This window comes from Paraprevotella sp. (assembly GCF_986071375.1).
Window position 1 is genome coordinate 19,530 of the sequence record NZ_CFQRNQ010000015.1, and the last position, 25,379, is coordinate 44,908.

The 25,379-nt window shown below is 49.0% G+C and carries 22 protein-coding genes; 17 read left to right on the forward strand and 5 right to left on the reverse strand.

Annotation, left to right across the window (positions count from 1 at the left end; all coding sequences use genetic code 11):
- Positions 1 to 398 precede the first annotated feature (398 nt).
- From AC5RDV_RS09205 to glf, 7 genes are read left to right on the forward strand one after another with little or no spacing between them, the layout of a single operon-like run.
- Positions 399 to 3,284: a porin family protein gene (locus AC5RDV_RS09205; RefSeq protein ID WP_282746873.1), complete on the forward strand. Its 2,886-nt coding sequence runs from the start codon at positions 399 to 401 to the stop codon at positions 3,282 to 3,284.
- 5 nt (positions 3,285 to 3,289) lie between these two features.
- A complete protein-coding gene (locus tag AC5RDV_RS09210) occupies positions 3,290 to 4,831 on the forward strand; it encodes a beta-1,6-N-acetylglucosaminyltransferase (RefSeq protein ID WP_282746874.1) in 1,542 nt (513 codons plus the stop codon).
- Positions 4,832 to 4,835: 4 nt separating this feature from the next.
- Positions 4,836 to 7,019 carry a peptidase domain-containing ABC transporter gene (locus tag AC5RDV_RS09215; protein WP_282746876.1) on the forward strand — a complete coding sequence of 728 codons (2,184 nt, stop codon included), beginning with the start codon at positions 4,836 to 4,838 and terminating at the stop codon, positions 7,017 to 7,019.
- Entirely contained in the window at positions 7,016 to 7,444 is a 429-nt protein-coding gene (locus AC5RDV_RS09220) for a hypothetical protein (RefSeq protein WP_130893728.1), read from the forward strand. The genes AC5RDV_RS09215 and AC5RDV_RS09220 overlap by 4 nt, the downstream gene beginning before the upstream one ends.
- Positions 7,438 to 9,279, forward strand: a complete 1,842-nt coding sequence (locus AC5RDV_RS09225) for a glycosyltransferase family 2 protein (RefSeq protein WP_282746877.1) — start codon at positions 7,438 to 7,440, stop codon at positions 9,277 to 9,279. The genes AC5RDV_RS09220 and AC5RDV_RS09225 overlap by 7 nt, the downstream gene beginning before the upstream one ends.
- A gap of 1 nt (position 9,280) precedes the next feature.
- Complete coding sequence (locus tag AC5RDV_RS09230) at positions 9,281 to 10,045, forward strand: hypothetical protein (RefSeq protein ID WP_282746879.1); 765 nt, start codon at positions 9,281 to 9,283, stop codon at positions 10,043 to 10,045.
- A gap of 5 nt (positions 10,046 to 10,050) precedes the next feature.
- Complete coding sequence (gene glf, locus AC5RDV_RS09235) at positions 10,051 to 11,169, forward strand: UDP-galactopyranose mutase (RefSeq protein ID WP_276787732.1); 1,119 nt, start codon at positions 10,051 to 10,053, stop codon at positions 11,167 to 11,169.
- A 43-nt stretch (positions 11,170 to 11,212) separates the two neighbouring features.
- Here glf and rd read toward each other — a convergent pair whose 3' ends face one another.
- From rd to AC5RDV_RS09260, 5 genes are all read right to left on the reverse strand, one after another.
- The gene (gene rd / locus AC5RDV_RS09240; RefSeq protein WP_008627816.1) at positions 11,213 to 11,377 is read right to left on the reverse strand and encodes a rubredoxin; all 165 of its coding nucleotides are present in this window, start codon (positions 11,375 to 11,377) and stop codon (positions 11,213 to 11,215) included.
- 138 nt (positions 11,378 to 11,515) lie between these two features.
- The gene (locus tag AC5RDV_RS09245; protein WP_008627817.1) at positions 11,516 to 12,247 is read right to left on the reverse strand and encodes a hypothetical protein; all 732 of its coding nucleotides are present in this window, start codon (positions 12,245 to 12,247) and stop codon (positions 11,516 to 11,518) included.
- Positions 12,219 to 12,377 carry a hypothetical protein gene (locus tag AC5RDV_RS09250; RefSeq protein ID WP_008627818.1) on the reverse strand — a complete coding sequence of 53 codons (159 nt, stop codon included), beginning with the start codon at positions 12,375 to 12,377 and terminating at the stop codon, positions 12,219 to 12,221. Before AC5RDV_RS09250 ends, AC5RDV_RS09245 begins: the two co-directional genes overlap by 29 nt.
- Before the next feature lie 469 nt (positions 12,378 to 12,846).
- On the reverse strand, positions 12,847 to 13,122 hold the full coding sequence (locus tag AC5RDV_RS09255; protein ID WP_282746881.1) for a hypothetical protein: 276 nt from the start codon (positions 13,120 to 13,122) through the stop codon (positions 12,847 to 12,849).
- Positions 13,119 to 13,823 carry an SIR2 family NAD-dependent protein deacylase gene (locus tag AC5RDV_RS09260; RefSeq protein ID WP_282746882.1) on the reverse strand — a complete coding sequence of 235 codons (705 nt, stop codon included), beginning with the start codon at positions 13,821 to 13,823 and terminating at the stop codon, positions 13,119 to 13,121. Before AC5RDV_RS09260 ends, AC5RDV_RS09255 begins: the two co-directional genes overlap by 4 nt.
- 119 nt (positions 13,824 to 13,942) lie before the next feature.
- On the opposite strand from AC5RDV_RS09260, the gene bamJ (AC5RDV_RS09265) reads away from it, so the two are divergent.
- The 10 genes from bamJ (AC5RDV_RS09265) to AC5RDV_RS09310 all read left to right on the forward strand — a co-directional run bounded on the left by bamJ (AC5RDV_RS09265) (position 13,943) and on the right by AC5RDV_RS09310 (position 25,349).
- Positions 13,943 to 14,548 (forward strand): BamJ family beta-barrel-assembly machinery protein, encoded by a 606-nt coding sequence (gene bamJ, locus AC5RDV_RS09265; protein ID WP_008627823.1) that lies wholly within the window; start codon positions 13,943 to 13,945, stop codon positions 14,546 to 14,548.
- A 27-nt stretch (positions 14,549 to 14,575) separates the two neighbouring features.
- Complete coding sequence (gene bamJ, locus AC5RDV_RS09270; protein WP_040602888.1) at positions 14,576 to 15,445, forward strand: BamJ family beta-barrel-assembly machinery protein; 870 nt, start codon at positions 14,576 to 14,578, stop codon at positions 15,443 to 15,445.
- 9 nt (positions 15,446 to 15,454) lie between these two features.
- Positions 15,455 to 16,351 (forward strand): BamJ family beta-barrel-assembly machinery protein, encoded by an 897-nt coding sequence (gene bamJ / locus AC5RDV_RS09275; RefSeq protein ID WP_008627828.1) that lies wholly within the window; start codon positions 15,455 to 15,457, stop codon positions 16,349 to 16,351.
- Between the two features lie 129 nt (positions 16,352 to 16,480).
- On the forward strand, positions 16,481 to 16,948 hold the full coding sequence (locus tag AC5RDV_RS09280; RefSeq protein WP_021979496.1) for an Lrp/AsnC family transcriptional regulator: 468 nt from the start codon (positions 16,481 to 16,483) through the stop codon (positions 16,946 to 16,948).
- Positions 16,949 to 16,953: 5 nt separating this feature from the next.
- The gene (locus AC5RDV_RS09285; RefSeq protein WP_282746885.1) at positions 16,954 to 18,723 is read left to right on the forward strand and encodes a membrane dipeptidase; all 1,770 of its coding nucleotides are present in this window, start codon (positions 16,954 to 16,956) and stop codon (positions 18,721 to 18,723) included.
- A gap of 29 nt (positions 18,724 to 18,752) precedes the next feature.
- Positions 18,753 to 19,763, forward strand: a complete 1,011-nt coding sequence (locus tag AC5RDV_RS09290; RefSeq protein ID WP_428387519.1) for a M28 family peptidase — start codon at positions 18,753 to 18,755, stop codon at positions 19,761 to 19,763.
- Between the two features lies 1 nt (position 19,764).
- On the forward strand, positions 19,765 to 20,196 hold the full coding sequence (locus AC5RDV_RS09295; RefSeq protein ID WP_008627839.1) for a SufE family protein: 432 nt from the start codon (positions 19,765 to 19,767) through the stop codon (positions 20,194 to 20,196).
- A 291-nt stretch (positions 20,197 to 20,487) separates the two neighbouring features.
- The gene (locus AC5RDV_RS09300) at positions 20,488 to 21,372 is read left to right on the forward strand and encodes an energy transducer TonB (protein WP_282746889.1); all 885 of its coding nucleotides are present in this window, start codon (positions 20,488 to 20,490) and stop codon (positions 21,370 to 21,372) included.
- Positions 21,373 to 21,411: 39 nt separating this feature from the next.
- Positions 21,412 to 23,313 carry a hypothetical protein gene (locus tag AC5RDV_RS09305; RefSeq protein WP_282746892.1) on the forward strand — a complete coding sequence of 634 codons (1,902 nt, stop codon included), beginning with the start codon at positions 21,412 to 21,414 and terminating at the stop codon, positions 23,311 to 23,313.
- A 62-nt stretch (positions 23,314 to 23,375) separates the two neighbouring features.
- Complete coding sequence (locus AC5RDV_RS09310; RefSeq protein WP_282746893.1) at positions 23,376 to 25,349, forward strand: TlpA family protein disulfide reductase; 1,974 nt, start codon at positions 23,376 to 23,378, stop codon at positions 25,347 to 25,349.
- Positions 25,350 to 25,379: the final 30 nt, after the last annotated feature.

Below are 25,379 nucleotides of genomic sequence, written 5' to 3' on the forward strand. Positions count from 1 at the left end.
AAAAACAAATTTTATGAAACAGCGAAAGAAATCGTTGAAGTTGCTACTCAGTAGCAATTTCAGACCTCTGGAAGAAAGTAAAGAGGGAAAACTCTTAGGAGGATTCGCAGCGATTGTTGCTTCTACAGGAAATAACTGTATGTGCAACGGTAATAACTGTGACTGTAACACAAGTTGCGATCCCCCGAATAACTGTATGTGCGACGGAAATAACTGTAGTTGTTCTTCCTCTTCTTCACCCTCTTCCTCAAATAGTAATACAGGTGGAGGCACAACGACTCAGTCTCCTTCATCCAGTAGTTCTACTTTTGGACTGTTTGGGTTCTTCTAACAAATTTCAAGAAAAGAGGGAATGGGGAAGTCCCATCCCCTCACATTAAACCAAGCTTGTAATAATTATGAAACATTGGATTACTTTTCTATTTGCCTTATGCAGCTCTACGATTTCCGCACAGCAAACTCCATACCAACTATGGGGAGCTGTACGCGATGCCTTTACAAAAGAATCCATTCGTAATGTCCACTTAACCTTAATGACCCCAGATAGTGTAGAAATCGTAAAAGATGTATCTGTTGGAAGCACTCCGGGAAGTCCCAATTTCACTGTAACCGACATACCCGGAAGCGGAACGTATATTTTACGCTGTGAAAAAGAAGGCTACACCACCATAGACACCCCGGTCAAATTAAAATACAGCCGTTTACGGCAGACCCGCGTATTCTTAGACAAAGACATACTAATGACCAAAGAAATGACCCGCAAACTAAAAGAAGTGGAAGTGAAAGCCACTTTAGTGAAAATGGTCATGAAAGGCGATACCATGGTATACAATGCAGCAGCTTTCCAATTGGCACAAGGCTCCATGTTGGACGAGTTGGTACGTCAACTGCCCGGTGTGCGATTGGAAAACGGGCAAATCACCGTAAACGGACGTTTCGTGAGCAGCCTGATGCTCAACGGGGAGGACTTTTTCAAGGGTAATCCTAAAATAGCTTTGGACAACCTACCGGCTTATATGGTGGACAAAGTAAAGGTGTATGAACGGCAAAACGACCGTGACAGAGCCTTGGATATTAAAAAAATGGGTGAGGAGCCTTTGGTAATGGACGTGAACCTGAAAAAACAATACAGCATCGGTTGGATAGCCAACGCTGACGCGGGATATGGCACGGACGACCGGTATGGGGCACGTTTCTTCGGTTTGCGCTTTTCTCCCCAAACCCGTTTGTCCCTATATGGAAATTTTAATAACATCAACGACATGCGTACTTCTGATACATACGGGAATTGGAATGGAGGAAGCGTCCCTGAAGGCACTACCGACCGCCAGTCCGGTGGCATGGACTTGTTAGTAAAAGACAAAGAAGGACAGTATAAGCTGACCGGCACGCTCACCGCCTACCATCAGAAGGAAAAAAAAGACATGCAACGCCTCTCCACTACATTCTTTTCCAATGGGGATATTTATAACCGTACATCGAATTCCTTTAGGAACAGACAATGGTATATAAATCCCTATATCGACTTACAACTCACTCCTAAGAAAGGTTTGTTCTTCAGGATCAACCCTTACGCAAGATACCAAAACAACCAAGGAGACGCATTGACCCGAAGTGCGGACTTCACGGAAAACGTATACGAACATTACAAGGGAGAAGCCTTGGACAGCCTCTTTGCCCCCAATGCTTCGGAGGTTTATACCCGCATTTTGGTAAACCGCCTGATGAACAGCCAGGAATCAAAGGCATACCAATTCAGCACAGGGAGCAGCATAGAACTTTCCACCAAAGGAGTGACCGGGAATGACAGGTTCACCATAAGAGGAAATTACAATTACAATAAAAACCGGAACAGGAATCTCCAACGATATGATGCCTCTTATTGGAACCACGGTAGCCATACAGGCAACCAACGTACTGCCCAATACGGGGAAAACCATTACAAGAATGCCTATTACGACTTGTTGGGCGAATATTCACTGGAACTGGCCAACAAGAACATGGTGTGGCGGATTACACCGGGATATATGATAGACTACGCTTATCAAAATACATCACGTCCTTTTTATACCTTGGACGCAAACGGAATGTGGGAATACGATGTAGACCAACTTTCGTCCATGAAAGACGGCTTGACCCAATACATTGACCTGCAAAACAGTTTTTACTCCACCCGGAAAAATTGGGCGCACAATGCATTCGTGAACCTGCAATACTCCATTTTAGAAAACAACAATGAAAAACTATGGTTGTATGTGAGATTTCCCATGCGCATGGCTACCGAGAAGTTGGATTACCAACGGGAACGGACGGACACCCTGCTACGGAGGCATCTGAATTTCTTTGAACCGGATTTGAAGTTAAAGTACTATCCGAAAGTAGAAAACCGGGACATATTTTTCATCTTGAACTATCGGCTTACTCATTCCGCACCGGATTTGTCTTATAACATAAACTATCGGGATGATGCCACGCCCTTGGTAGTCCGCCTGACTAATCCGGGACTGAAAAACGCGCATAACCACAACCTCTACACATCTTATAATTGGGGGGACTGGAAAAAGCAAAGGTTCTTCTATACTGCCCTATACTATAATTTGAGTCTCAATGCCCTTGCGCAATCACTCACCTACGACCGGATGACAGGAATCCGGACTTACCGGCCGGAAAACGTCAACGGGAACTGGAATATCGGGGGGACGTTCAGTACCACCACGGCATTAGACAAGGAAAAGCTCTTCACCTTAGTGACTTACACCAACTGGGGCTACAACCATAGCGTGGATTTCCTGAATCTGGATGATGCGGAACACAGCATCCGTAACACGGTCAACAATACCACGTTGGGAGAAAGCCTGAATTGCGAGTTCCGCAAAAACGGATACTTTGCCGGGTTGAGAGGAAACTTCAACTGGTTGAGGGCGAAAGGAGCGAACATACGTACCATCGAAAGCTATAATTACAGCTATGGCATTACGGGAAAAGCCCCTTTGCCTTGGAATCTTGAAGTCAGTGCAGACTTGATGATGTACAGCCGGAGAGGGTATGAAAGCAACTTGTTGAATACAGATGAGTTAGTGTGTAACATGCACCTGAGCAAATCTGTCCTGCGTGGCAATCTGGTATTCATGATAGACGGCTTCGACTTGTTCAAACAACTGTCTAATGTGCGTTATAATGTCAATGCACAGGGGCAGACAGAAACCTACTACAATGTCATGCCACGCTACTTCATGTTCCACGTGATGTATAAACTGAACCGAGAACCGAAAAAGAAAAACTGACGAATATGAAACATGCCATTCTGATTATCGCTTACCATCAGGCAGATTTCATCAAACGCTGTATAGATAATTTTGATGACGATTTCCTGGTCTTTATCCATTGGGACAAGAGGGCGGAACTTACGGAGGCCGACCAAGCCATGCTGGCCGGGCATCCCTGCATGAAATTCTTGGGGAAAGACTATCCGGTGAACTGGGGAAGCTACGGATTGGTACGGGTAACGCTATTGCTCTGCCGGGAGGCGATGAAACACGGGGATGTGGAGTATTTCCACCTTATCAGTGATGCGGACATGCTGACGCGCAATGCAGCCTGCTTCAAACATTTTTTCCAAATACACAAAGGGGAAAACTTCATGGAATACGGCAAGTACAATTCCGAAAGCGGAACTTTCGACGAGGAGTGTTTCCAGAAAATGACGCTGTTCCACCGCACGGAGAAATATAACCTGAGAGACCAAGAGGAACATAAACGTTATGCTGCAGAATTGGAAGAGCAACGGAAAAGCAACAAACGCCGCCCCTTACCCGGCATTCCGCTTTACGGAGGACCGGCGTGGTGGAGCCTGACCCGTGAATGCGTGGCATATCTGTTGGAGAAAGAAGACTATATCGAACAACTTTATACCGACACGCTCCTGCCCGACGAGATGTTTACCCAGACGTTGCTGATGAATTCCCCGTTCGCTTCCACAGTGGTCAACAAACATCTGCGTTACATCTGTTGGGAGCATCGGAACGGCAACCGTCCTGCCGTGTTGGATGAAAGTGACTTTGCACGGGTTCTGCGGGGGGATTTCTTCTTTGCCCGTAAGGTGGATCCAGAAGGGGTATCAAAACCGTTTGTACGTCTGGTAGACGAAATCTGCCTGCATGCCCCGTTCATAGCCGACGGGACAAAAGAGACGTGGGAAAGCCTGTTGGATACAATCCATTCCTTCCTGTATGCCAAACGGGACATATATAAGGTACGAGGATACCGGTACGGCACCATAGGCGTATGGATATTCCTGTACTTATATGGGAAACTGAGGCATTCGCCTTTCGACCTTCCGGCTTGTCTGGAACAGACTGCCGAGGTGTGGGAGGAGGACTTGGACACGGAAACGCCTTCTGAGGAGTGGGGATTCCTGGGCATGGCCGTCTGCATGGAATACTTGTACCAATTCATGGACTGTTCCCTGTTGGACGTGGCATTGGACGAAGTGAACGACTACGCCTATAATTACCTGTGCAACATGGGGACGGAGGAAATAGACGAGGAATGGAGGGCTTCTTTCCAAGCTTATTTCCATTACCGGGAAAAGAACGGGAGGCTCACGGAAACCGACCGCAAGGTATGGAATATCTTAAACAAGGAAAAAACAGCCTGTACTGCTGCCGCATGGACTTTCTCTTGTCCGGAAGAGGTGGCAGAAAGAATGAACCGTACCAGTTCGTTGGGGCTTTCCGGCTATGCCGGATTGGGACTGGCGTTATTGGCCAAAATCACAGGAAAAGAACAGGCTGACTGGTGGCCTTTGCTTGACCTCATCCAAAAACAATGAAACGATGAAATTCACCCGGCAGTTCGACCAAATGGATTGCGGCCCGGCTTGTGTCCGCATGTTGGCTGACGCCCACGGGCGCCAGTACCCCATATCCTATCTGCGTTCCTTGGCGCATTTGAGCCGGGAAGGGGTGAGCGTGGCCGGTATACGTGATGCCTTGGAACATATCGGGATGAGGTCTGCGTCTTTTGAGATGACGTTGGAACAACTGCGGGCCGATTGCCCTTTACCGGCCATCTTGCATTGGGAACAGAACCATTTCGTGGTGTTGTACGATGTGCGGCAAAGCAAATGGAACGGCGCATGGAAGTATGCCGTGGCCAACCCTGCATATGGGAAATATACTTTCTCGGAAAAGGAATTTTCCAAATATTGGTTGAATGGAGACAAGGGAATCGCCGTGGTGGCAGAACCGACTCCGGCATTCTACGAAAAGAAGTCTGTCAAGGAAAAACACAGTTTCCTGCAGTTTATCAGGAAGTATGTATGGCCGTTCAGGAAAGAAATGGTGCAGTTGTCTTTCGGCATGCTGAGTGGCATCCTGCTTTCATTGGTAGCCCCTTTCCTTACGCAGGCCATGGTGGACAGCGGTATCGCCATGCGCGACATGGATGTCATCCGCAACCTCTTGTTTGCCCAGATAGCCCTGTTTATCGGTTCTTTCTCCATGGGGATGATCAGCAGCTGGGTGACCCTGTACATGGGGACGCGCATCAACATCAACGTGCTCCACGACTATCTATGCAAGTTGCTGCAACTTCCCATGACTTTCTTTGAAACCAAGAGCGTGGGAGATTACCAACAGCGGATAGGCGACCACGGAAGAATACAGGGATTTACCACGCAAGCCACCATGCAAACCCTTTTTTCACTGGTGTCATGTGCCGTATTGTTGGTCATTATCGGCTACTACAATATCATCATTCTTGCGGCCTACCTTCTCATTACGGGATTGAGCACGGCTTGGATGAGCTATTTTTTCAGGCTCCGCAAATCGCTTGATTATGAGCAGTTCCGCGTGGGAGTGAGGAACCAGAACAAGCTTTTTGAAATGATGAACGGCATTGTGGACATCAAAGTCAACACTTACGAGCAATACAAGATAGGGGAATGGAACGGGATGCAGGAGGAACTATACCGTATGAGCCGTAAAAGTCTGCGGTTGGGACAAATACAAAACACGGGGTATACGGTCATTGGCCAAATACGGAATATTTTCATCACGTTCTGGATTGCGGCCGAAGTGGTGCAGGGCAACCTTACGCTCGGTATGATGATGAGCATTTCCAGTATCATAGGACAGGTAAACGGCCCGCTGTCGCAGCTTATCGGGTTCCTGCAACAATACCAAGATGCCAAAATCAGTTTGGAACGTTCCGAAGAGGTCTATTTGTGCCAGAATGAAGACCGGGAGGACATGAAGGAACTCACGCCGGACCGGCCTCCGTTGGACATCCGTCTGGAAAACGTCACGTTCCGGTATACCGGCAGCATCGGAAAGGCCGCTTTGGAAAATATCAGTTTTACCATCCCTTCCGGAAAGATGACGGCCATCGTGGGAGAAAGTGGGAGCGGAAAGACCACGCTCATGAAACTGCTTTTGAAATTTTATACACCTACGGAAGGGCATATACGGCTCGGAACAGATGATTTGGCGGATTACAAGGCTGAATCTGTCAGAAAGGCTTCGGGCATCGTCATGCAGGAGAACTTCATCTTTTCAGATACGATACAGAACAATATCACGATGGGGGAAGCATTCGACAGGAAACGGATGGACGAGGCTATTCGTGCGGCTTGCTTGGACGAATACATCGGAGGACTTCCTTTGGGCTTGCAGACTCATATAGGAGCCGAAGGCATAGGAGTAAGCGGGGGAGAGAAACAACGTATCATGATAGCGAGGGCTATTTACAAGAATCCGCTTTACCTGATGATGGATGAAGCTACCAGTTCGCTGGATGCGGAGAATGAACACCGCATTACGGAAAACATAGGCCGTATATGCCGGGGGCGTACATTGTTGGTCATCGCACACCGCCTGTCGACCGTGAAGAATGCCGACCATATCATCGTGCTGCGCCATGGTTGCGTGGTGGAATCCGGCACACACAAGGAACTCGTGAGTAAGAAAGGGTATTATTGGGAATTAGTCAAAAACCAACTGGAACTGGCCGAATCATGAAAGAGAGGAACACCATACATGCTTTTTTACTGCACTACGGCATTTCTACCGTATTGTTGTGTATGTTAGTGGCCATTGTCGTGATGTTGAACACGGTGGACATCAACCAGAAAGTAACAGCCGACCTCCTGAAGGAAAAAGGGGAATATAAGGCTTACGTGGTCAAAAACACTTATCTTTCCTTGGACAAGGGAGGCTCCCTGACCATAGATGCCATGGAGGGGGAGAAGCTGACGTTTACCATACAGTCTGTCATGGAAGAACCGGATTATTATGTGGTCTGCATGACACCTGATGTCCGGACTGCCGTGGAAAAGGCTTTTAGAGGTAATTCCAAACTGTCCGGCTATGTCTATACCCATAAGGTGAAACTGTGGCATCTGGTATTTTCCAAAATCTCTTTAAACAAAAATACGTTATGGTGAATGGTTTTTCGGTTATCATGCCTACTTACAACCAGGCTTATTTTATCCGCAGGGCGGTCATGAGCCTGATAAGGCAATCCTACCCGCAGTGGGAACTGATTATCGTGAATGATGGTTCAACAGACGCTACGGACAGAATCATCAGCGGCCTGCCACAGGATGAAAGAATCAAATACCTGCATTATCCGGATAATCGGGGGATGGGATATGCCCTGAACAAAGGGTTGGACATAGCACGGTACGGACATATTGCTTATCTTCCGTCGGATGATTTCTTTTATGCCGACCACCTGAAAGACTTGAAAGAGGCTTTCGAGTCCGACGAACGGGTTGTCCTGGCTTATTCAGGGGTGAATTTCGATGACACGGATGCCTATGCCCCAAGGGACAATACAGATTCGCTGACCATGATGCCTGGCCATTCTTTGCAGTTAGTGCAGGCCGCCCACCGTAAGACTGCCGACCGGTGGACGGAACGGCAAGAACTGGTGACTGCGGATCTTTTTATCATGTTCTGGCATAAACTGGCCGGACAGGGTATCTTCATGCCAACCCTGAGAATCACCGCGAAATGGACGAAGCATCCTTGGCAAAGGCATAAGATTTGCGAGGAAGATTTCGGAGGCAACCTGTATAAGTACAAGGACTATTACCAAGTGAAAGAACCGGTAAGAATCCGTATGAGCCGTTACCGGCTATTGGACGAAAAGGAAACGTATAAACCGGTGGCACGTTCCATTCCCGGCAAACCGTTGATGAAGATACTCATCATCGGGGCGTTGAATTACAACCCGGAACGTTTTTGTGCTTGGGAAGAAGCCGGATGCCAACTGTATGGCTATTGGTATCCTGTGCCTTCAATGGCTCATGAAAGCATAGGCCCGTTCCCTTTCGGGCATATTGAAACCATACCCCATGGAGCAGATTGGACGGAAAGGGTCAGAGACATTTGCCCGGACTTGATTTACCTGTGTTTCTGCTGTTCTTCCTTGGAGTTTGTGTATGACAGCATGATGGAGTTGCGGAAAGCAGGCGTACACGTGCCTTTCGTATGGCATCTGAAAGAAGGACCGCAGCTTTGCATGCGTTTCGGGACTTGGCCGAAACTGATGGAACTGTATGAACTTTCAGCCGGAAACATTATCACAAACCGGCGGACAAAAGAGTGGTATGATTTGTTTCTGCCGACAGGCAAACCTTATCTGATTTTGGATCAGGAAATGCCCAAAAAAGAATATTTTGAGAGACCGTTTTCGCCTAAAATCTCGGCTTCAGACGGGGAAATCCATACGGTGGTTATCGGACGGATGATCGGGATTTCCGTGGAAGACATGCGGAGATTGGCCGCACACCGCATCCATGTGCATTTGTACTCGGCCAGTTATTACAGGCAGAAGAACACGGGCAATAACTTGTATGGCAGGGTTGCACAAGGATATTTCCATGTGCATGCCTATTGCCCCAATGAAAAATGGGTGGAAGAATTTTCCCGTTATGATGCGGGTTGGCTACATGCCGGCCACAGCCGGAACAGGGGAGATTTGTTCCGTGCCATGTGGGATGATCTGAATATCCCCGCAAGGGTGGGCACATTGGCCGCAGCCGGTCTTCCCATGATTTTGCGGCGGAATACAGAACATATCGTAGCTTCAAAAGAACTGTCGGAACAATATGGAATAGGCATTTTGTATGATTCCATCACCGAACTGGCAACACAACTGCACGACAAGGATTTCATGGATATTCTAAAAAGAAACATGCAGGAGCATCGGATGGAATTTACAATGGATGCACATACGCCCGAACTTATCCGCTTCTTTCAATCCCTCATATAATATGATAATGGAAATACGTGAAAAGATGTTATGGCAGATAGCCAACACCGTAATGGTGAACCACCAGTTTATAGACACACCGGAATTTTGTGCCGAACAGGCAGAGGCTTCCCTTTTACTGTTCAAAGTTTCCCAACGATTAGATATAGACATTTACCGTGATTTTGCATTACGGTGTTTTGAGAGATGTGTATCCCAACTTCCTAAAATATCTCAAAAAGTGACCGCTGCAGGATGGGCCATCTGCCGGATTTTAAATGAAGGATGGACATCAGGGGACATGGATGCGATACTTCATGACGTGGACAAGAGAATAGTTCCTGTACTCAACCGGGATTTTGATTTCGGTGACGAAACGAAAGGAAACTTCATCCTCCCCCACTTTTACCTTCTGGAACGTCATAAGAAAGACAAGAATTATTGGACGACCCAAAGCGACATGATCCAAAACCTCAAGGCTTCCATCAACCGCCACACGGAAAAGGGTGGTGTTTTCTCCATCCTCTGCCAAGAATCCATCGACCGTTTCCTTCTCCATGCAGGTGTAAAAACAGTTTTTGCCGATAGTTATCCTGATACCTTGTATGCCCTTTCACCGGAAGAACTCACGGCGCAAGCATGGAGGTCTTTGCTTTACGGACAACGCATCGCTTGGACATTCAGCGAAAAAGAACTGGCCGACTATATCGACCGGAGGATTGCCGATTTCGATGCCACGGAAGACTTGAACTTGCAAGGTATATTAAGTATAGGACTAATCATATAATTTCCATGGAAAAAGAATATGACCTTATCATAGTGGGCAGCGGCTTATATGGCTGCGTCACGGCTTATCTGGCACATCAGGCCGGATGGCGTTGCTTAGTCATCGAAAAACGGGCTTTCACTGGCGGGAACATCCGCGATGAAGTGCGGGAGGGCATCAATGTACATTCATACGGGCCTCACGTCTTTCATACACGCCATCAGGAAGTGTGGGACTTTGCCAACCGATTTACCCCGTTCAACCATTTCCGTTATTGCCCTCTGGCACGATACGGCGGCAATATGTACAACTTGCCGTTCAACATGCACACTTTCTACCAACTGTACGGAACCCAGACTCCGGAAGAAGCCGCATTGCGGTTACGGCAAGAGCAAGGGCTTTACCCCCATCCCCGGAACTTGGAGGAAAAAGCCGTCTCCATGGTAGGCCGCACGATGTATGAAACCCTGATTAAAGGATATACCGAGAAACAATGGGGACGGAAAGCCACGGAACTCCCTCCATTCATCATCGAACGCCTGCCCCTGCGTTTCACTTTCGACAACAATTATTTCAACGACCCTTATCAAGGAGTTCCCATGGCAGGCTACTCACCTTGGGTGGACAAAATGCTGGAGGGTACGGAAGTACGGTTGAATACCGATTTTCTCGCCGACAAGGACTATTGGATGAAGAAAGCCGGACATGTCTTATATACCGGAGCGATTGATGCGTTTTTCGACTACCGCTTGGGGGCACTGGAATACAGAAGCCTGACTTTCGAGCATGTTTTATTCGAACAACCCAACGTACAAGGCATCGCAGTCATCAACGAAACGGACAGCCGGATACCCTATACCCGAAGCATCGAACACAAGCATTTCGCCTTCGGCACACAACCGGTCTCCATCGTCACCCACGAGTTTCCACAAACATGGGACAAAGACCGGGAACCTTTCTACCCCGTCAATGATGAAAAGAACAACACGCTGTACCGGCAATACCACGCATTGGCGCAACGGGAATGCCCCCACATTACATTCGGAGGACGGTTGGGACTGTACCGTTACTTCAATATGGACGAAACCATCAAAAACGCTTTGGAACAATGGGAGGTCTTAAAAACGAAATTGCTTCCGGCTTGAATCCAAACCGGAAGCAATTTCGTTTTTTGTCCTTTTTTAAATCTTATTCTTCGTAAGGCTCGAAATCATCCTTGCCCACACCGCAAACCGGACAAACCCAGTCTTCGGGAATATTCTCAAAAGCCGTTCCCGGCTCAATACCTGATTCTGGGTCTCCTACCTCGGGATCGTAAACCCACTGGCAAACTGTACAAATATACTTTTTCATCGTTCAAATTGGTTTAAATTCATTTTTATATCAATAACTTGTGCAAGTATACTACTTTTTAGGTAGAAAACAGCAGAAAAGCCCTCTTGATTTTGTTTTTTTAACACATATACTTAAGCTGTAACTTTGCACTTTTCCCTATTCTTTCCTGTGCGTGAACGTTCCGCTTTCACCCATGGCACCGCCCCAAGGAGGAGTGACCTTATTCTTCCAATGACAAAGATGGTAAGCGTCTTGGTCTATTACCCCTTCTTCCGTATAGATCTCAGCCGAACAATGCCACCCGAAAACGGAAGACTGCTTGGCATGCATTTGGACGGACTTCAAAATCCCGTCTTCGCCAAAGGAAGAGCGGCAATACATGCGATATGAATAAAGTTCCATCCCCAACAAGTTCCTCAACGTGCAGGACTTCTCGAATACTTTTTCTCTTTCCGATTCCGCGCTGTCCCTGTCGCATTGCTCCATACTTTCCATGTCTGCAATAAGGCAACCTATATTCTCAAACACAATACGGCCCTCTTTTTCCGCTACAGCCCACGAACGGTAGGTGTTACCCTCCTTGCACCATTCCAACTCAATGACTTCCATTCCCGTATGCATCTCCTTTTCACAATCGTTGCGAATGGCATCAATCATAACGGTCTGCCCCACCACACCTGACAAGCACCTCATCAGCCCCACGCTCACCACATCGTAGGCATAACGGGTGTTGTCATAATAGCACACCGTGTTGGCCACGTCCGAAAACAGGCGCGACTTCACCTCCTCCAATTCTCTTTCCAAATCAATCTTCCCCCGGTAAGTGTACCCTTTCAGATAAAGGCCGACTCCGTTTCCATCACGGCTTTTCACAGCCTCTTCCCCCATGATGTTTCAGGGCATACTCCAACTGTTCTTTCCACGTTCCCGGTCGTCCGCTTGTGGACACTTGTGCTGCCATCGGCATATTCCACATCAAGAATACCACCCAACTTACCCCACATAAAATACTCTTCATTTATTTAGAATTTATATCCAACAATACATCAAACAACTGCCTTCTGCAACCAGTCCTCGCCCACCGCAAGTTGGTTCTAAACATCGGCACACCGACAGAAAAGCAAACGACTGCCCAACAGTTCCTTCCAACCAAAAAATAAAGTCCTAAAGCCAACGCACTTATCCCCCATATCCAAGAAAAGGCTTCTACTATATCGTTCTTATGTTTATGTTTCATATTCGAATAACGTAAAACTATACCCTTAATTTGTTTAAACTATTTTTATGTATATACGTATGAAGGTGTAAAACTACTTATTGAGAAATTACAACATTAGAACTCTTTAACAAAAAGCCATGAAAAGGCATTCCTCCCTCCCCCTGAGTTTTTCCTAAAACATGTTTCATCTTTCAGGATGAAACATAAAGCACTGAAACAAAGAAAATTAATATACTGAAAGATGATTCGGCCATCTTTCAGCCTACTGTCATGCAGAAAGATGAAAATCAATCTGCGCCAAACGAAAAATCATTCGGCTGAGATTGATTTTTCGTTTGGCGCAGAAAAAAAGTGCCTCGTATGCCGAACGATTTCCGGTTCTATACAAGGCACGACTGAAACAGGGCTGAAAGATGGTGGAATCATCCTTCAGTTCATAATTTGCTATATACAAGAAACTTACAGAACAACCTGAAAGATGAAACATGTTTTCCCAAAATTCCTGGAGGAGGGAAAGACGCGCTTCCTCCTTTTGCCCTTTCATAATTTTTCCAAACAAACCATAAGCTCTTCCACCCCTTCGGAAGCTCCTTTCATCAAATGATGCACACGTCCCCCGCCATGGATACCTGCCACAGGCTTGGGATCTATCACATAAATGGGAGCATGGGACGGGACGTAATTCAGCAGCCCTGCCGCCGGGTAAACATTCAGAGAAGTGCCGATAACAACAAAAACATCCGCCGTAGAAGTGATGTCGATGGCAGCCTCTATCATCGGGACAGGCTCGCCGAACCAAACGATGAAAGGCCGCAACTGGCTGCCGTCTGCCGCACGGTCGCCTATTTTCACTTCCCACTCTTCAAGGCGAAGCTCACGGATGTACTTAGGATTGTCCGGTTCCCGGCTCGACGTGACTTTCGTCAGCTCGCCATGCAAATGAACCACTTTCGTGCTGCCGGCACGCTCGTGCAGGTTGTCCACATTCTGCGTGATGACCGTCACATCGTAATCTTGCTCCATGGCTGCCAACAACACATGTCCCCGGCATGGTTCCACCTCTTGCAACTGACGGCGGCGTTCATTGTAAAAATGGGTGACCAACTCCGGATTGCGGGCATATCCTTCGGGAGTGGCCACATCCTCCACCGGATAGCGGTCCCACAGCCCGCCTGAATCCCGGAACGTACTCAAACCGCTTTCGGCCGACATGCCTGCCCCCGTCAAAACAACAACTTTTTTCATCTATTTTAGTTTTTTACCTACAAAAATAGGAAAAAATACAAGCAAATCATCCTAAAGGTCAAATAATTCAATTAACTTTGCGCCCTTAGTAAGGACATTATTATTAAAAACACCACAAAATGAACAAAGTAAGCTACGCATTAGGCTTGGGTATCGGACAGCAACTCAAAAGCATGGGAGCACAAGACCTTTGCATCGACGATTTCGCACAAGCCATCAAGGACGTACTCGAAAACAAAGAACTGGCAGTATCTCACCACGAGGCACAAAGCATCGTGACCCAATATTTTCAGGAAAAAGAAGCAGCCATGAACAAGGAAAAGGAAGCCAAAGGCAAACAGGCGAAAGCGGACGGCGAGAAATTCCTTAAAGAAAACGCGCAGAAAGAGGGCGTGGTCACGACTACCTCCGGACTGCAATACATGGTGTTGCAAGAAGGCGACGGCAAAAGCCCGAAAGCGACAGACAAGGTGCGTTGCCATTATGAAGGGATGCTCATCGACGGGACGCTCTTCGACAGCAGCCTGCAACGCGGCGAACCGGCCGACTTCCCGCTCAACGGGGTAATCGCCGGATGGACCGAAGGACTCCAACTGATGAAAGAAGGTGCAAAATACCGTTTCTTTATCCCTTACTTGTTGGGCTACGGTGCAGGCGGCGCAGGAAATTCCATCCCGCCTTACAGCACATTGATTTTCGATGTGGAACTCATTAAAGTACTTTAAAAATTTATTTAATTCATAGTAACAACAATGAAAAAAACAGGTATTATCGCGGCTGCCGGCTTGGCAGCACTCATTTCTTCTTGTTCTTCTTCGGCTCCGAAGGCAGACATGAAAACGGATGTGGACTCTTTGAGTTATTCCATCGGTATGGCGCAGACCCAAGGACTGAAGCCTTATTTGGTAAACCGTCTCGGAGTGGACACCACTTATTTGGCTGAATTCGTAAAAGGCCTGAACGAAGGTGCCAACGCTGGCGACGACAAGAAAAAAACAGCTTACTATGCCGGTATCCAAATCGGCCAACAAGTGAGCCAGCAAATGATCAAGGGCATCAACTACGAAGTGTTCGGCAACGACTCTACCCAAACCATCAGCTTGCAGAATTTCTTGGCAGGCTTCATTGCCGGCGTGATGGAAAAAGGCGGCCAAATGACCCTCGAACAAGCACAGGAACTGGCTCAGACCAAAATGAAGGAAGTGAAAGCCAAGAGCCTTGAAAAGACTTACGGCGACAATAAAAAGGCCGGAGAAGAGTTCATGGCGAACATCGCCAAGAAAGCCGGTATCAAGAAACTGGCCAACGGTGTATATTACGAAGTCATCAAAGAAGGTAACGGTGAAATTCCGGCAGACACCAGCCGCGTGGAAGTAAACTACGAAGGCAAGCTTATCAATGACACGGTGTTCGACAGCTCATACGAACGCAAGAGCCCGGCCACATTCCGTTGCAACCAAGTGATTCCGGGGTGGACTGAAGCCTTGACCCACATGCCCGTCGGTTCGACATGGATGGTATATATCCCGCAGGATCAGGCATACGCTGAAAGAGAAGCCGGCCAAATCAAGCCGTTCTCTGCCTTGAAATTCAAAATCGAATTGCTGAGCATCAAAAAATAAAACCGGAAAATGAACGGATTGAAATATGCGGTCCTTTCCTTGGCTGTCCTCGCCTGCTTCGACGGCAGCGCAAAGAGAAAAAACAAGAAAGCCAAGAAAGCGGAAACAGTCCGGGTGGACACATGTTCCGTAGACACGTTCAGTTATGCCATGGGCATGGCTAACACGCAGGGGCTGAAAAACTACGTCACCAGCCGTATGAACGTGGACACCGCCTATATGGCAAACTTCATCGAAGGTTTCAACGCTTCGCTCTCGGAAGCCGAACGCAAAAAGTTGCAGGCATACAGTGCCGGATTGCAGATTCGCCAACAGGTAGAGGAACAAGTCATCCCGGGCATAGACAGACAGATAGCAGGGAACGACTCCGTGAAGACCCTCAACCGGGACCTCTTTTTGGACGGGTTCGGCAAGATGCTAGCAGGTCTGCCAACGGACATGAGTTTGCAAAAAGCAGAGGAAGTGGCCCAGAAGCAAATGAAGTATTACCATGACGCGAACATGGAACGCAAGTATGGCGACAACCGCCGTGCCGGTGAAGCTTTCCTGAAAGCCAACGCCAAAAAGGACAGCGTACGGACTTTGCCTTCGGGAGTGCAATATAAGGTATTGACCCAAGGCAACGGTGAGGTTCCTACCGCCACCTCCAAAGTAAAAGTGAACTACGAAGGACGTTTGGTAGACGGTACGGTTTTTGACAGTTCATACGAACGTAAACAACCGGCCACTTTTGGTTGCAACCAAGTCATCAAAGGTTGGACGGAAGCACTTACCCAAATGCCGGTAGGTTCCAAATGGGAAATCTACATTCCACAGGAACTGGGTTACGGCTCACGCGAAGCCGGCAAAATTCCACCCTTCTCCGCATTGATTTTTACGGTTGAGCTGTTGGAAATTGAAAAATAAGTGAACTATTCTCTATAAAAAGACGCCAAAAACATGTTTTGGCGTCTTTTTTTGTTAAAGCTGCATGCAGTTTGCAGAAAAACGGCTATATTTGCTTACAAAATGTCCAATCAATATAAAAAACAACCTATGGAGAAGATAGACAATTTAGATAAGAAAATTCTGGAAATCATTACGGGAAATGCACGTATTCCATTTAAAGATGTGGCTGCGGAATGCGGCGTATCACGTGCGGCCATCCACCAAAGGGTACAGCGCCTCATCGACCTCGGTGTCATAGTTGGTTCGGGCTACCACGTAGACCCCAAGACATTGGGTTACAGCACCTGTACCTACGTGGGTGTCATTCTCGAACGCGGTTCGATGTACAAACGCGTAGTAGAGGAACTGAACCACATTCCGGAAGTCGTGGAATGCCATTTCACCACCGGACCTTACACTATGCTCATCAAGCTGTATGCTTGCGACAATGCCCATCTGATGGAACTGTTGAACAACAAGCTGCAAGAAATTCCGGGAGTAATCTCCACCGAAACCTTAATTTCACTGGAACAGAGCATCAATAAAGAAATTCCTATCGTTTTAAATAAAAAATAACCCTCATGAGTTCCGGTTACTTCGACTGGGAAACCGCTTACGGCCAATACCACAACCGCTTCCCGGGATATAAAAAACAACCTGTAATCGGCATTACGGGCAATTTCGGAGAAAAGGGGTGCGAACTGGCCGAAGGTTATTTTGAATCCGTACTGAAAGCGGGAGCCACTCCGGTCATCATCCCTCCTTTTGAGGACCGGGATGCGTTGGCCAATGTGCTGGAGCATGTAGACGGCCTTTTGCTTTCGGGCGGAGGCGACCTGAACCCGCTGTTTACCGGTGAAGAACCGATTCCGCAACTGCACAGTGTCAACTACAAACGTGATTTGGCCGAACTGCTGCTTATCCGTCTGGCTTACGACCGGCAGATTCCGATGTTGGGTATCTGTCGGGGTATACAAATGCTCACCGTGGCATTGGGCGGTTCTGTCTATCAGGACATCTACAGCCAACAGCCGGACCGGCAACTGCTCGGACACGACCAACAACTGGACCGAAGGTATGCGTCACATACCATACAGCCTACCGCCGACAGCTTGGTTTTACGCCGCTTATTTGGCGAGGCACCGGTCGCAGTCAATTCTTTCCACCATCAGGCCGTCAAGGAGACGGGTCCTCTCCTGCGGGTTTGCGCCACGTCGCCGGACGGTGTTATCGAAGCAGTAGAGTCGGCGGAATATAAATCGGTATTGGGCGTGCAATGGCATCCCGAATGCTTCATCCTGCGGCAAGACGAGAGCATGATGCCCTTGTTCCGGTGGCTATGTGAAGAAGCCGGTTCTTTCCGCGAAGCCAAAACCCTTCACCGGAAGATGCTGACGTTGGACAGCCATTGCGATACCCCCATGTTTTTCCACAAAGCCATCCATTTCGACCAACGGGACCCGAACATCCTCGTCGACCTCCACAAAATGACGGAAGGCCGGTTGGATGCCACGATCATGGTGGCCTATCTGGCACAAGGCGAACGGACGGACGAGGCTTTGCAGGCCGCCACTGCGAAAGCCGACCGCATACTGACACAAATAGAAGAAATGGCGGCAGCCCATTGTACGGCTGTGGACATCGCTTACACCCCATCCGATTTGCTACGTTTGAAAAATGCCGGCAAGAAAGCCATCATGTTGGGCATCGAAAACGGATACGCCATCGGGAAAGCCCTCTCCCGCCTGCGCCACTTCCGTGACCGGGGTATCGTGTACATGACTTTATGCCATAACGGTGACAACGATATTTGCGACTCGGCGCGAGGGAAAGGAGAGCACGGCGGACTCAGTGCATTCGGCCGTGAGGTCGTGCAAGAAATGAACCGCTTGGGATTGATGGTGGACCTCTCCCACGGAGCGGAAAGCAGCTTTTACGATGCGCTGGAACTTAGTACCACTCCCATCGTCTGCTCCCATTCGTCTTGCCGTGCCTTGTGCAACGTACCGCGCAACTTGACCGACGAACAGATGAAGGCACTCTCCCGAAAAGGCGGAGTGGCCCAAGTCACTCTCTATAAAGGTTTCTTGCGCGAAGACGGTGAGGCTTCCATCCTCGATGCCATAGAACACCTGAACCACATGGTAAACATCATGGGCGTAGAGCATGTAGGCATCGGGACGGACTTCGACGGTGACGGAGGAATACCGGGATGCGCATCGGCAGCGGAAGCCATCAACTTCACCCGCCGCCTGTTAGCCGAGCGGTACAATGACACGGACATAGCCGGCATCTGGGGAGGAAATTTCCTAAGGGTCATGCAACTCGTACAAGACAGCAGGACTTGCTGACCGGAAAACAGAATAAGCAAAACAGATTCATGAAAAGAACGATTTTAAACTTGCAATGGAGCACAGTCCTCGGTGTTTTTCTATCCGTCTGTACGGCTTGCGGGCATAAAACCGGAAACGGGACAGGCACAACCGACAGCATTCCTATGGCTGCCGCACCGGAATTCAATGCAGACAGTGCTTTCGCCTATACGGCTGCACAATGCGCGTTCGGGCCTCGCGTACCGAACACGGAAGCCCACCGTCTTTGCGGCACGTACATTGCCGGGAAATTCAAAAGTTTCGGCGCGACCGTCACCGACCAATATGCAGACGTGAAAGCATACGACGGTACGGTCCTGAAAGCCCGTAACATCATCGCATCTTATAACCCCGATGCAAAGGCACGCATACTGGTTTGCGGGCATTGGGACAGCCGTCCGTGGGCCGACAACGACCCGGACTCTGCCAACTGGCACAAACCGGTGTTGGCTGCCAACGATGCAGCCAGTGATGTGGCCGTCATGTTGGAAATGGCACGGCTCATCCAACTCCATCCCGTTGAAATAGGAATCGACTTTATCTGTTTCGATGCGGAAGATTACGGCGTGCCGCAATGGTCCGACCAAGCCGGAGACGCTTCGTCATGGTGCCTCGGCTCGCAATATTGGGCGGCCAACCCGCATGTATACGGTTATCAGGCACGCTTCGGCATCTTGATGGACATGGTCGGCGGGCGAGGCAGTACTTTCTCCAAAGAAGGATATTCCCAAAGATATGCCTCACAAGTCGTCGATTTGGTCTGGAACACGGCCGCCCAATTAGGATACGGGCAATTCTTCCCTATGCGTGACGGGGGGTATATCACCGACGACCACGTACCGGTCAACGAGATAGCCGGTATCCCGTGCATCGATATTATCCCTTACTTTACCGATGCCCCGTCCGGGTTCGGCCCTACGTGGCACACGGTAAACGACAATATGGAGCACATAGACCGACAGGTACTGAAAGCTGTGGGACAGACGGTAATCCAAGTGATTTATAACGAAAACCAATAAAATGGAAACGATTAACGAAGTACAAGACGAAATCATCGAAGAGTTCAGCGGCTTCGACGACTGGATGGACAAATACCAGTTGCTCATCGACATGGGCAGCGGGCAGGAACCGCTCCCCGAAGAGTACAAGACAGAACAGAACCTGATAGACGGTTGCCAAAGCCGGGTATGGCTGCAAGCCGACTACCGGGAGGGACGGGTCGTGTTCCGAGCCGAAAGCGACGCGCTGATTGTAAAAGGTATTGTGGACTTGTTGGTGCGGGTGTTGAGCGGACATACCCCGCAAGAGATTCTCGATGCCGACCTTTACTTCATCGACCGCATCGGACTGAAAGAGCATCTTTCGCCTACCCGGAGCAACGGTCTGGTGGCCATGCTCAAACAAATGAAAATGTACGCTTTGGCTTTCAAGGCCAAAGAAGAAAAGGTATAAACACGCCCTCTTAGACGAGTAACTTAAACTCAGGTGCAGGAAAAATCCCGCACCTGAGTAAGCCGCAATAGGCCACAACACCTTCTTCCATCATCATGCCAAACCCATGGCACAAAGCCTCTACCGGGTCGACTAACAAAGGAATAACAAAAGTATTTTAGGGGGTACGTAAATGGTGAAAAACAGGCATATTGCAAAAATAATATACTTCAGCATACTTCCATTTGAGAAAAATCACTACCTTTACAGCATGTTTGGGAATCAATTCTTTCACATTTACTGATGAAACTTATGAAAAAGACAATTGTAGCTTTCGTATCATTGGTGGGGCTTTTTATCGTTACCTTCGGAAGCCATGCACAAACTACCGTAAAACTGCCCGCCAAGGCGTATCCCGTGAAAGTACCTCACAAGACCGATGCCGGAGTGGACCGCTATTGGCACGTCACGCAAATCCTCTGTCTCGGTCCGTCATCAGGCGGCTACAAATTCCGCATCTACGGCAAGGCGGCCCAGTCATCTTCTTCCCATACCATCAATATGATGTACCTGCTTCCCAACAACCGGGTACAGATAGCCGGGGCTTACATCTTCCCGGCCATCACGGAAGGCAAATCGTTCAAGTTCGACATCGTGTCGGCTTTCAAAGGCTATGCACCATCCTCGTTCAACGGTTTCTTTATCCATGACGAGGCATTGGCACGGATTTTGGAAAACGAAAGGCGCGAAGCCGCCCAAAAAGCCGAAACGGTATCTCCTCCACCCGCATTACCAGAAATCCAGAACATCGTGGAGGACGCCATTGCGGATACGGAAATCCCCAGTACGGAACAGCAGCCCTCGGAGACAGAGAAAGACGAGAACATCTATAACATAGTGGAACAAATGCCGGAGTTTCCGGGAGGGTTGTCTGCTTGCATGTCCTACCTCGCCCGTAATGTGAAGTATCCCACAATAGCTATGGAAAACGGAATACAAGGCCGGGTTCTCGTGCAATTCTGCGTGGAGAAAGACGGGAGCATCAGCAACACCGTAGTGACCAAAAGCGTGGATTCCTCTCTCGACAAAGAAGCCCTCAGGGTAGTATCCTCCATGCCCAAGTGGACACCCGGCAAGCAGAAAGGCAAACCAGTTAGGGTGAAATACACCCTCCCCGTCCATTTCCGATTGAAATAACTTTCCTTTTTATACCTTATTTATTAATACCTTATCCGTATGTACAACAACGAAATTTGGACCAAACATACCCGCCTCATCCTGACGGGAGTTATCATCGTAGCCATAGCCGGTTGGGTGGCCGGCATCCTACAAACGGCTTCCATTGCCATAGACACTGCCAACGATTTGCTGAAAACGGCTAGCGAGGAAGAATTGCCTTTAAAACCGTTCACTCTCAGCGCACAAACCCTGACTATCATAGGCTACATCTTGTACCTCGTCGGACTGAATGGCTTTAAGGCGATACAAAAGAATTACGAGGCATCTGCCATGGTGGGACGCATCTCCACTGCTTGCGGTTTTGAAATCACAGCCACCCTATTGCTCTTCCCGGCCTCTTTCCTACCTGTCATTTTCGGTTGGTTATTTCGGTTCGGCGCTTTCGTATGCACGATAATCTCGCTAATCCTTCTCAAATCGGCTTTTGAAGAACTCCGTGAAGAAGCGACGTGGAGCAAACCGGCTCTCAAAGGTGCCGAGCAGCTACGCAAATCCGCCGTATACAACATCAACTTGATTTGGATGCCGTTCGTAGCTGCCGCCGTCATAGTGGTCAGCATTCTTCTCTTTACGAAAGGTATAGATTTCAACAACCTTATGTACACGGGCTTCGATGAAATCTCCCGTCAAATCAAGGGTACCGTTTTTGCCATAGGGCTTGAGGTACTGGTCTTCGGCCTCATTATGCTTTATTGGTCTGTCATGCAGTTCGTGCTGCGTATCCTCGGATGGGTCAACATCCATGCGGGGCGCCTCGTAGAGGAAACCAATGCACAAGATGAGAACTCAACTGTAACCGCTCCCATTACCCTCGAAGCCCAAACAGACACCTCCCTGTACACACCCCATACGAACACTCCGGATACCGAAAACAGCGTTCCCCAATCCCGCCCTTCGCAAAGGAACAAGATCCTCCTTTACGATGGTATCGCTTTGGCCATCCTCGTTACAGCAATTTGCATGGCTTTCTGTGGTTCTTCCGCTAAGGAAAAATTCTCGGGTACATGGCGATTCGACAACGAATCCGAAGCCGCCGAACTCATCCTCGACCTCAAAGGCGATTCCACAAAAGGCACATTCTATTTCGGTAGCAAAGAAGAGATGGGGTTCTTCTCTATCAGTTTCGACGTGGCTTCTGTCCAGGTGGAGGGCAATACGGCCAGGCTCGAACTGACATGGTGGGACGAATTGGAAAACAAAGATATCATCGTGCCGACCACGCTTTTCCTCCGGACGGACAGCGCAAAAATAGACATCACCGTAGGTAACGAAGATACGCCTGAATTGGAATGTGGAGGATACGGTTATATCTTCCCCGTGACATTCACACTCGACCGTATCTCGAACCGGACAACACCTGAAAACGGAGATGAATCCGGTAATAAACCCGAAACCGCTAACGAGCCCACAGCCGAAATGGTCGAAGCTGACGCTCCTACTGAAAAGACGACGGATGTCACAGAAGAAGACTACTCGCAACCTTTCCGCGGCACTTGGAGTTGGACCGATGAAATGATCCACAACGACTACTATGATGATGACATACCAGCCGCCGTCGTCACTCTCAAGCTTGATTTCTACAACGCCAACTCCGTGAAAGGAGATGGCGGAACAGCCGACGGATGGATGAACCTTTCCACCACTTCACCACAGCGAGTATCCGAAAACAAGATAACTCTCAACGAAGTCATCGGCAACAAGGCATTCATCACTGTGTTAGACGGCTATAGCGAAATGGCTGAGTACCAAGCTACGATCACTTTCAATCCTGAAAACAAGACTTTGGAGTTCGAATTGGGCGACCTCATCGGTGAACTGGACGAAAACCAAGCGTTTATAGCGGGACAAAGCCCCACAAGAAACTACAGCCGCGTGATACTGAAACGGAAATCCGAATAACCGTAACGCCCTGTTCTTCCTTTTAGTGGCATTGGAAATACAACTCAATCGATAAATACACCATGAAAAAAGCTGTTTTATTCCTTTTCTTGTTCTACGCCGCCGTAGGCATACAGGCACAAACCGACCGCGATGCCTGCTGGCTTAACGCCGCGACCGGCGCGTGGGAATGGGGCTTCTTCAAAGATTTTGCCGTACACGACGCACGGCAATGGCAATATGCCTCCGTCAAGGAAGGCAGAAAGAAAACCGCCGTCACCTTACGAAGCGGCAAAGAAACCTTGCAACTGGAAATCCGCTACCGAAACGACTCCGTTTGCACCATCGCCGTCAACGACGGAAAGGCACAGACCTACCGGCTGTGGGACAGCGCGAAAGGCATCCTTTCCTACCTGCCAGCTGACGACACGCCGCCGCAACCATGCAGTTACCGGGAAGACAGCGTCACATTGTGCGGTTATCTGCCCAGTATGGAGCATGCCACTTTTACCTGTTCCATGCCCCAACTCACCGAATATCCCAAATTCCAGACACAAACCGACTCACTCGGACGTTTCCGGTTGCGCTTTCCAACCTTTGGACCGGCACAAGCCCTTTGCCGCATCGCGGGGCACACGTTCACGCTACTGCTCAATCCGGAACAAGACTATTACCTGTACATGGACGGCCGTTCCCCTATACTGATGGGGGAAGATGCACGGACGAGCAACGAACTGTTGGCTGTCGGAATGAATTTAGACGTATTCTCTCCGACCGAAAGGGACATCCACTCGGTAGTCAACCGTACCTGCCTTGACGAGGTACGGCACGAACTGGCACGCCGTGAACGGCAATTAGACAGCCTCATCGGCAAACACCCCAACCTGTCCCGGCGTTACCGCACACTGAAAGAAGAAGAAATCCGTTACAGCGCCCTCCACCGTCTCGCCTACCAACGCTACAACCTTTCGGATTTCGGCGAAAAGCGTCTCTCCCCGGAAATCGTACGAGCCATTGATTCCTTATGCCATGCCATACCACCCGTACCCTACACCATCTTCCCCGACTACCACGGCTTCCTGCAACAATCCGTTTACTATCAGTACCAACAGTTTCTCGTCCGTTTTGCCGTCATGATAGACTTGGAGAAGTTACAGCAAGTGTTGCCCTGGCAAGAAGACTTGCACCTCCCCGACACGCTTTTGCAACTCATAGACCGGACGGTGGACATGGGACGAAAGTTCTCCCGCGACAATCCGGCTGACAGCACGGCCATGCAGGCATATAATGAAAACCATTTCAAGATTGCGAGAGAAATACACCAGTTTCCGGTATTTCGGGAACGGGAGCCCCGAATCATCGGAAACGCGGAATTGTTAAGATACCAGGAACTCCTTGCGTCTTCCACATGGACCCGCTTCCAGAAAGACCTTGCCGGAACCTTGATGGCATGGGAGGCATTGGAACGTGACCATACCCCCTTTCCGGAACCGTTGATGCGCGAAACCATGGCGCATATCCAAACTCCCGTGTTGCGCGAGGCCGTCGCCCGGCGGCAAGACTTCTACACCCGCCAACTGCAAACGCCCTTCGACTACCAAGGTTCGCTGAAAAGCAACGACATTGTGGCCGGACTGACCGACGGGAACGAAATCCTGCAACGCATCCTCGCCCCCTATCGCGGCAAGGTGGTTTATGCCGACATCTGGGGCGGATGGTGCGGCCCGTGCAAGGGGCACATGCGTGACTTCGTCCCGGCCATCAAAGAAGCCATGAAAGGGCGCGACGTCGTATTCCTTTATTTGGCCAACCGTACACCGGACGACGCATGGCGGCAAATCATCAAGGAATACGGCTCAGTAGGGGCGCAAACCGTACACTACAACCTGCCCGGCACACAACAGGAAGCCGTAGAAAACATACTCTTGAACGGCGGTTATCCCTCTTACGCCATCTTCGACAAGGCGGGGCGGCTCGTCACCAAGAATGCTCCTCGTCCCAACGAAAAAGACAAACTGATACAAGCATTAAAAGAGCAACTCTCCCAAAAAGAATAAACCCAATACAATTAACCACTAAAAATAAGA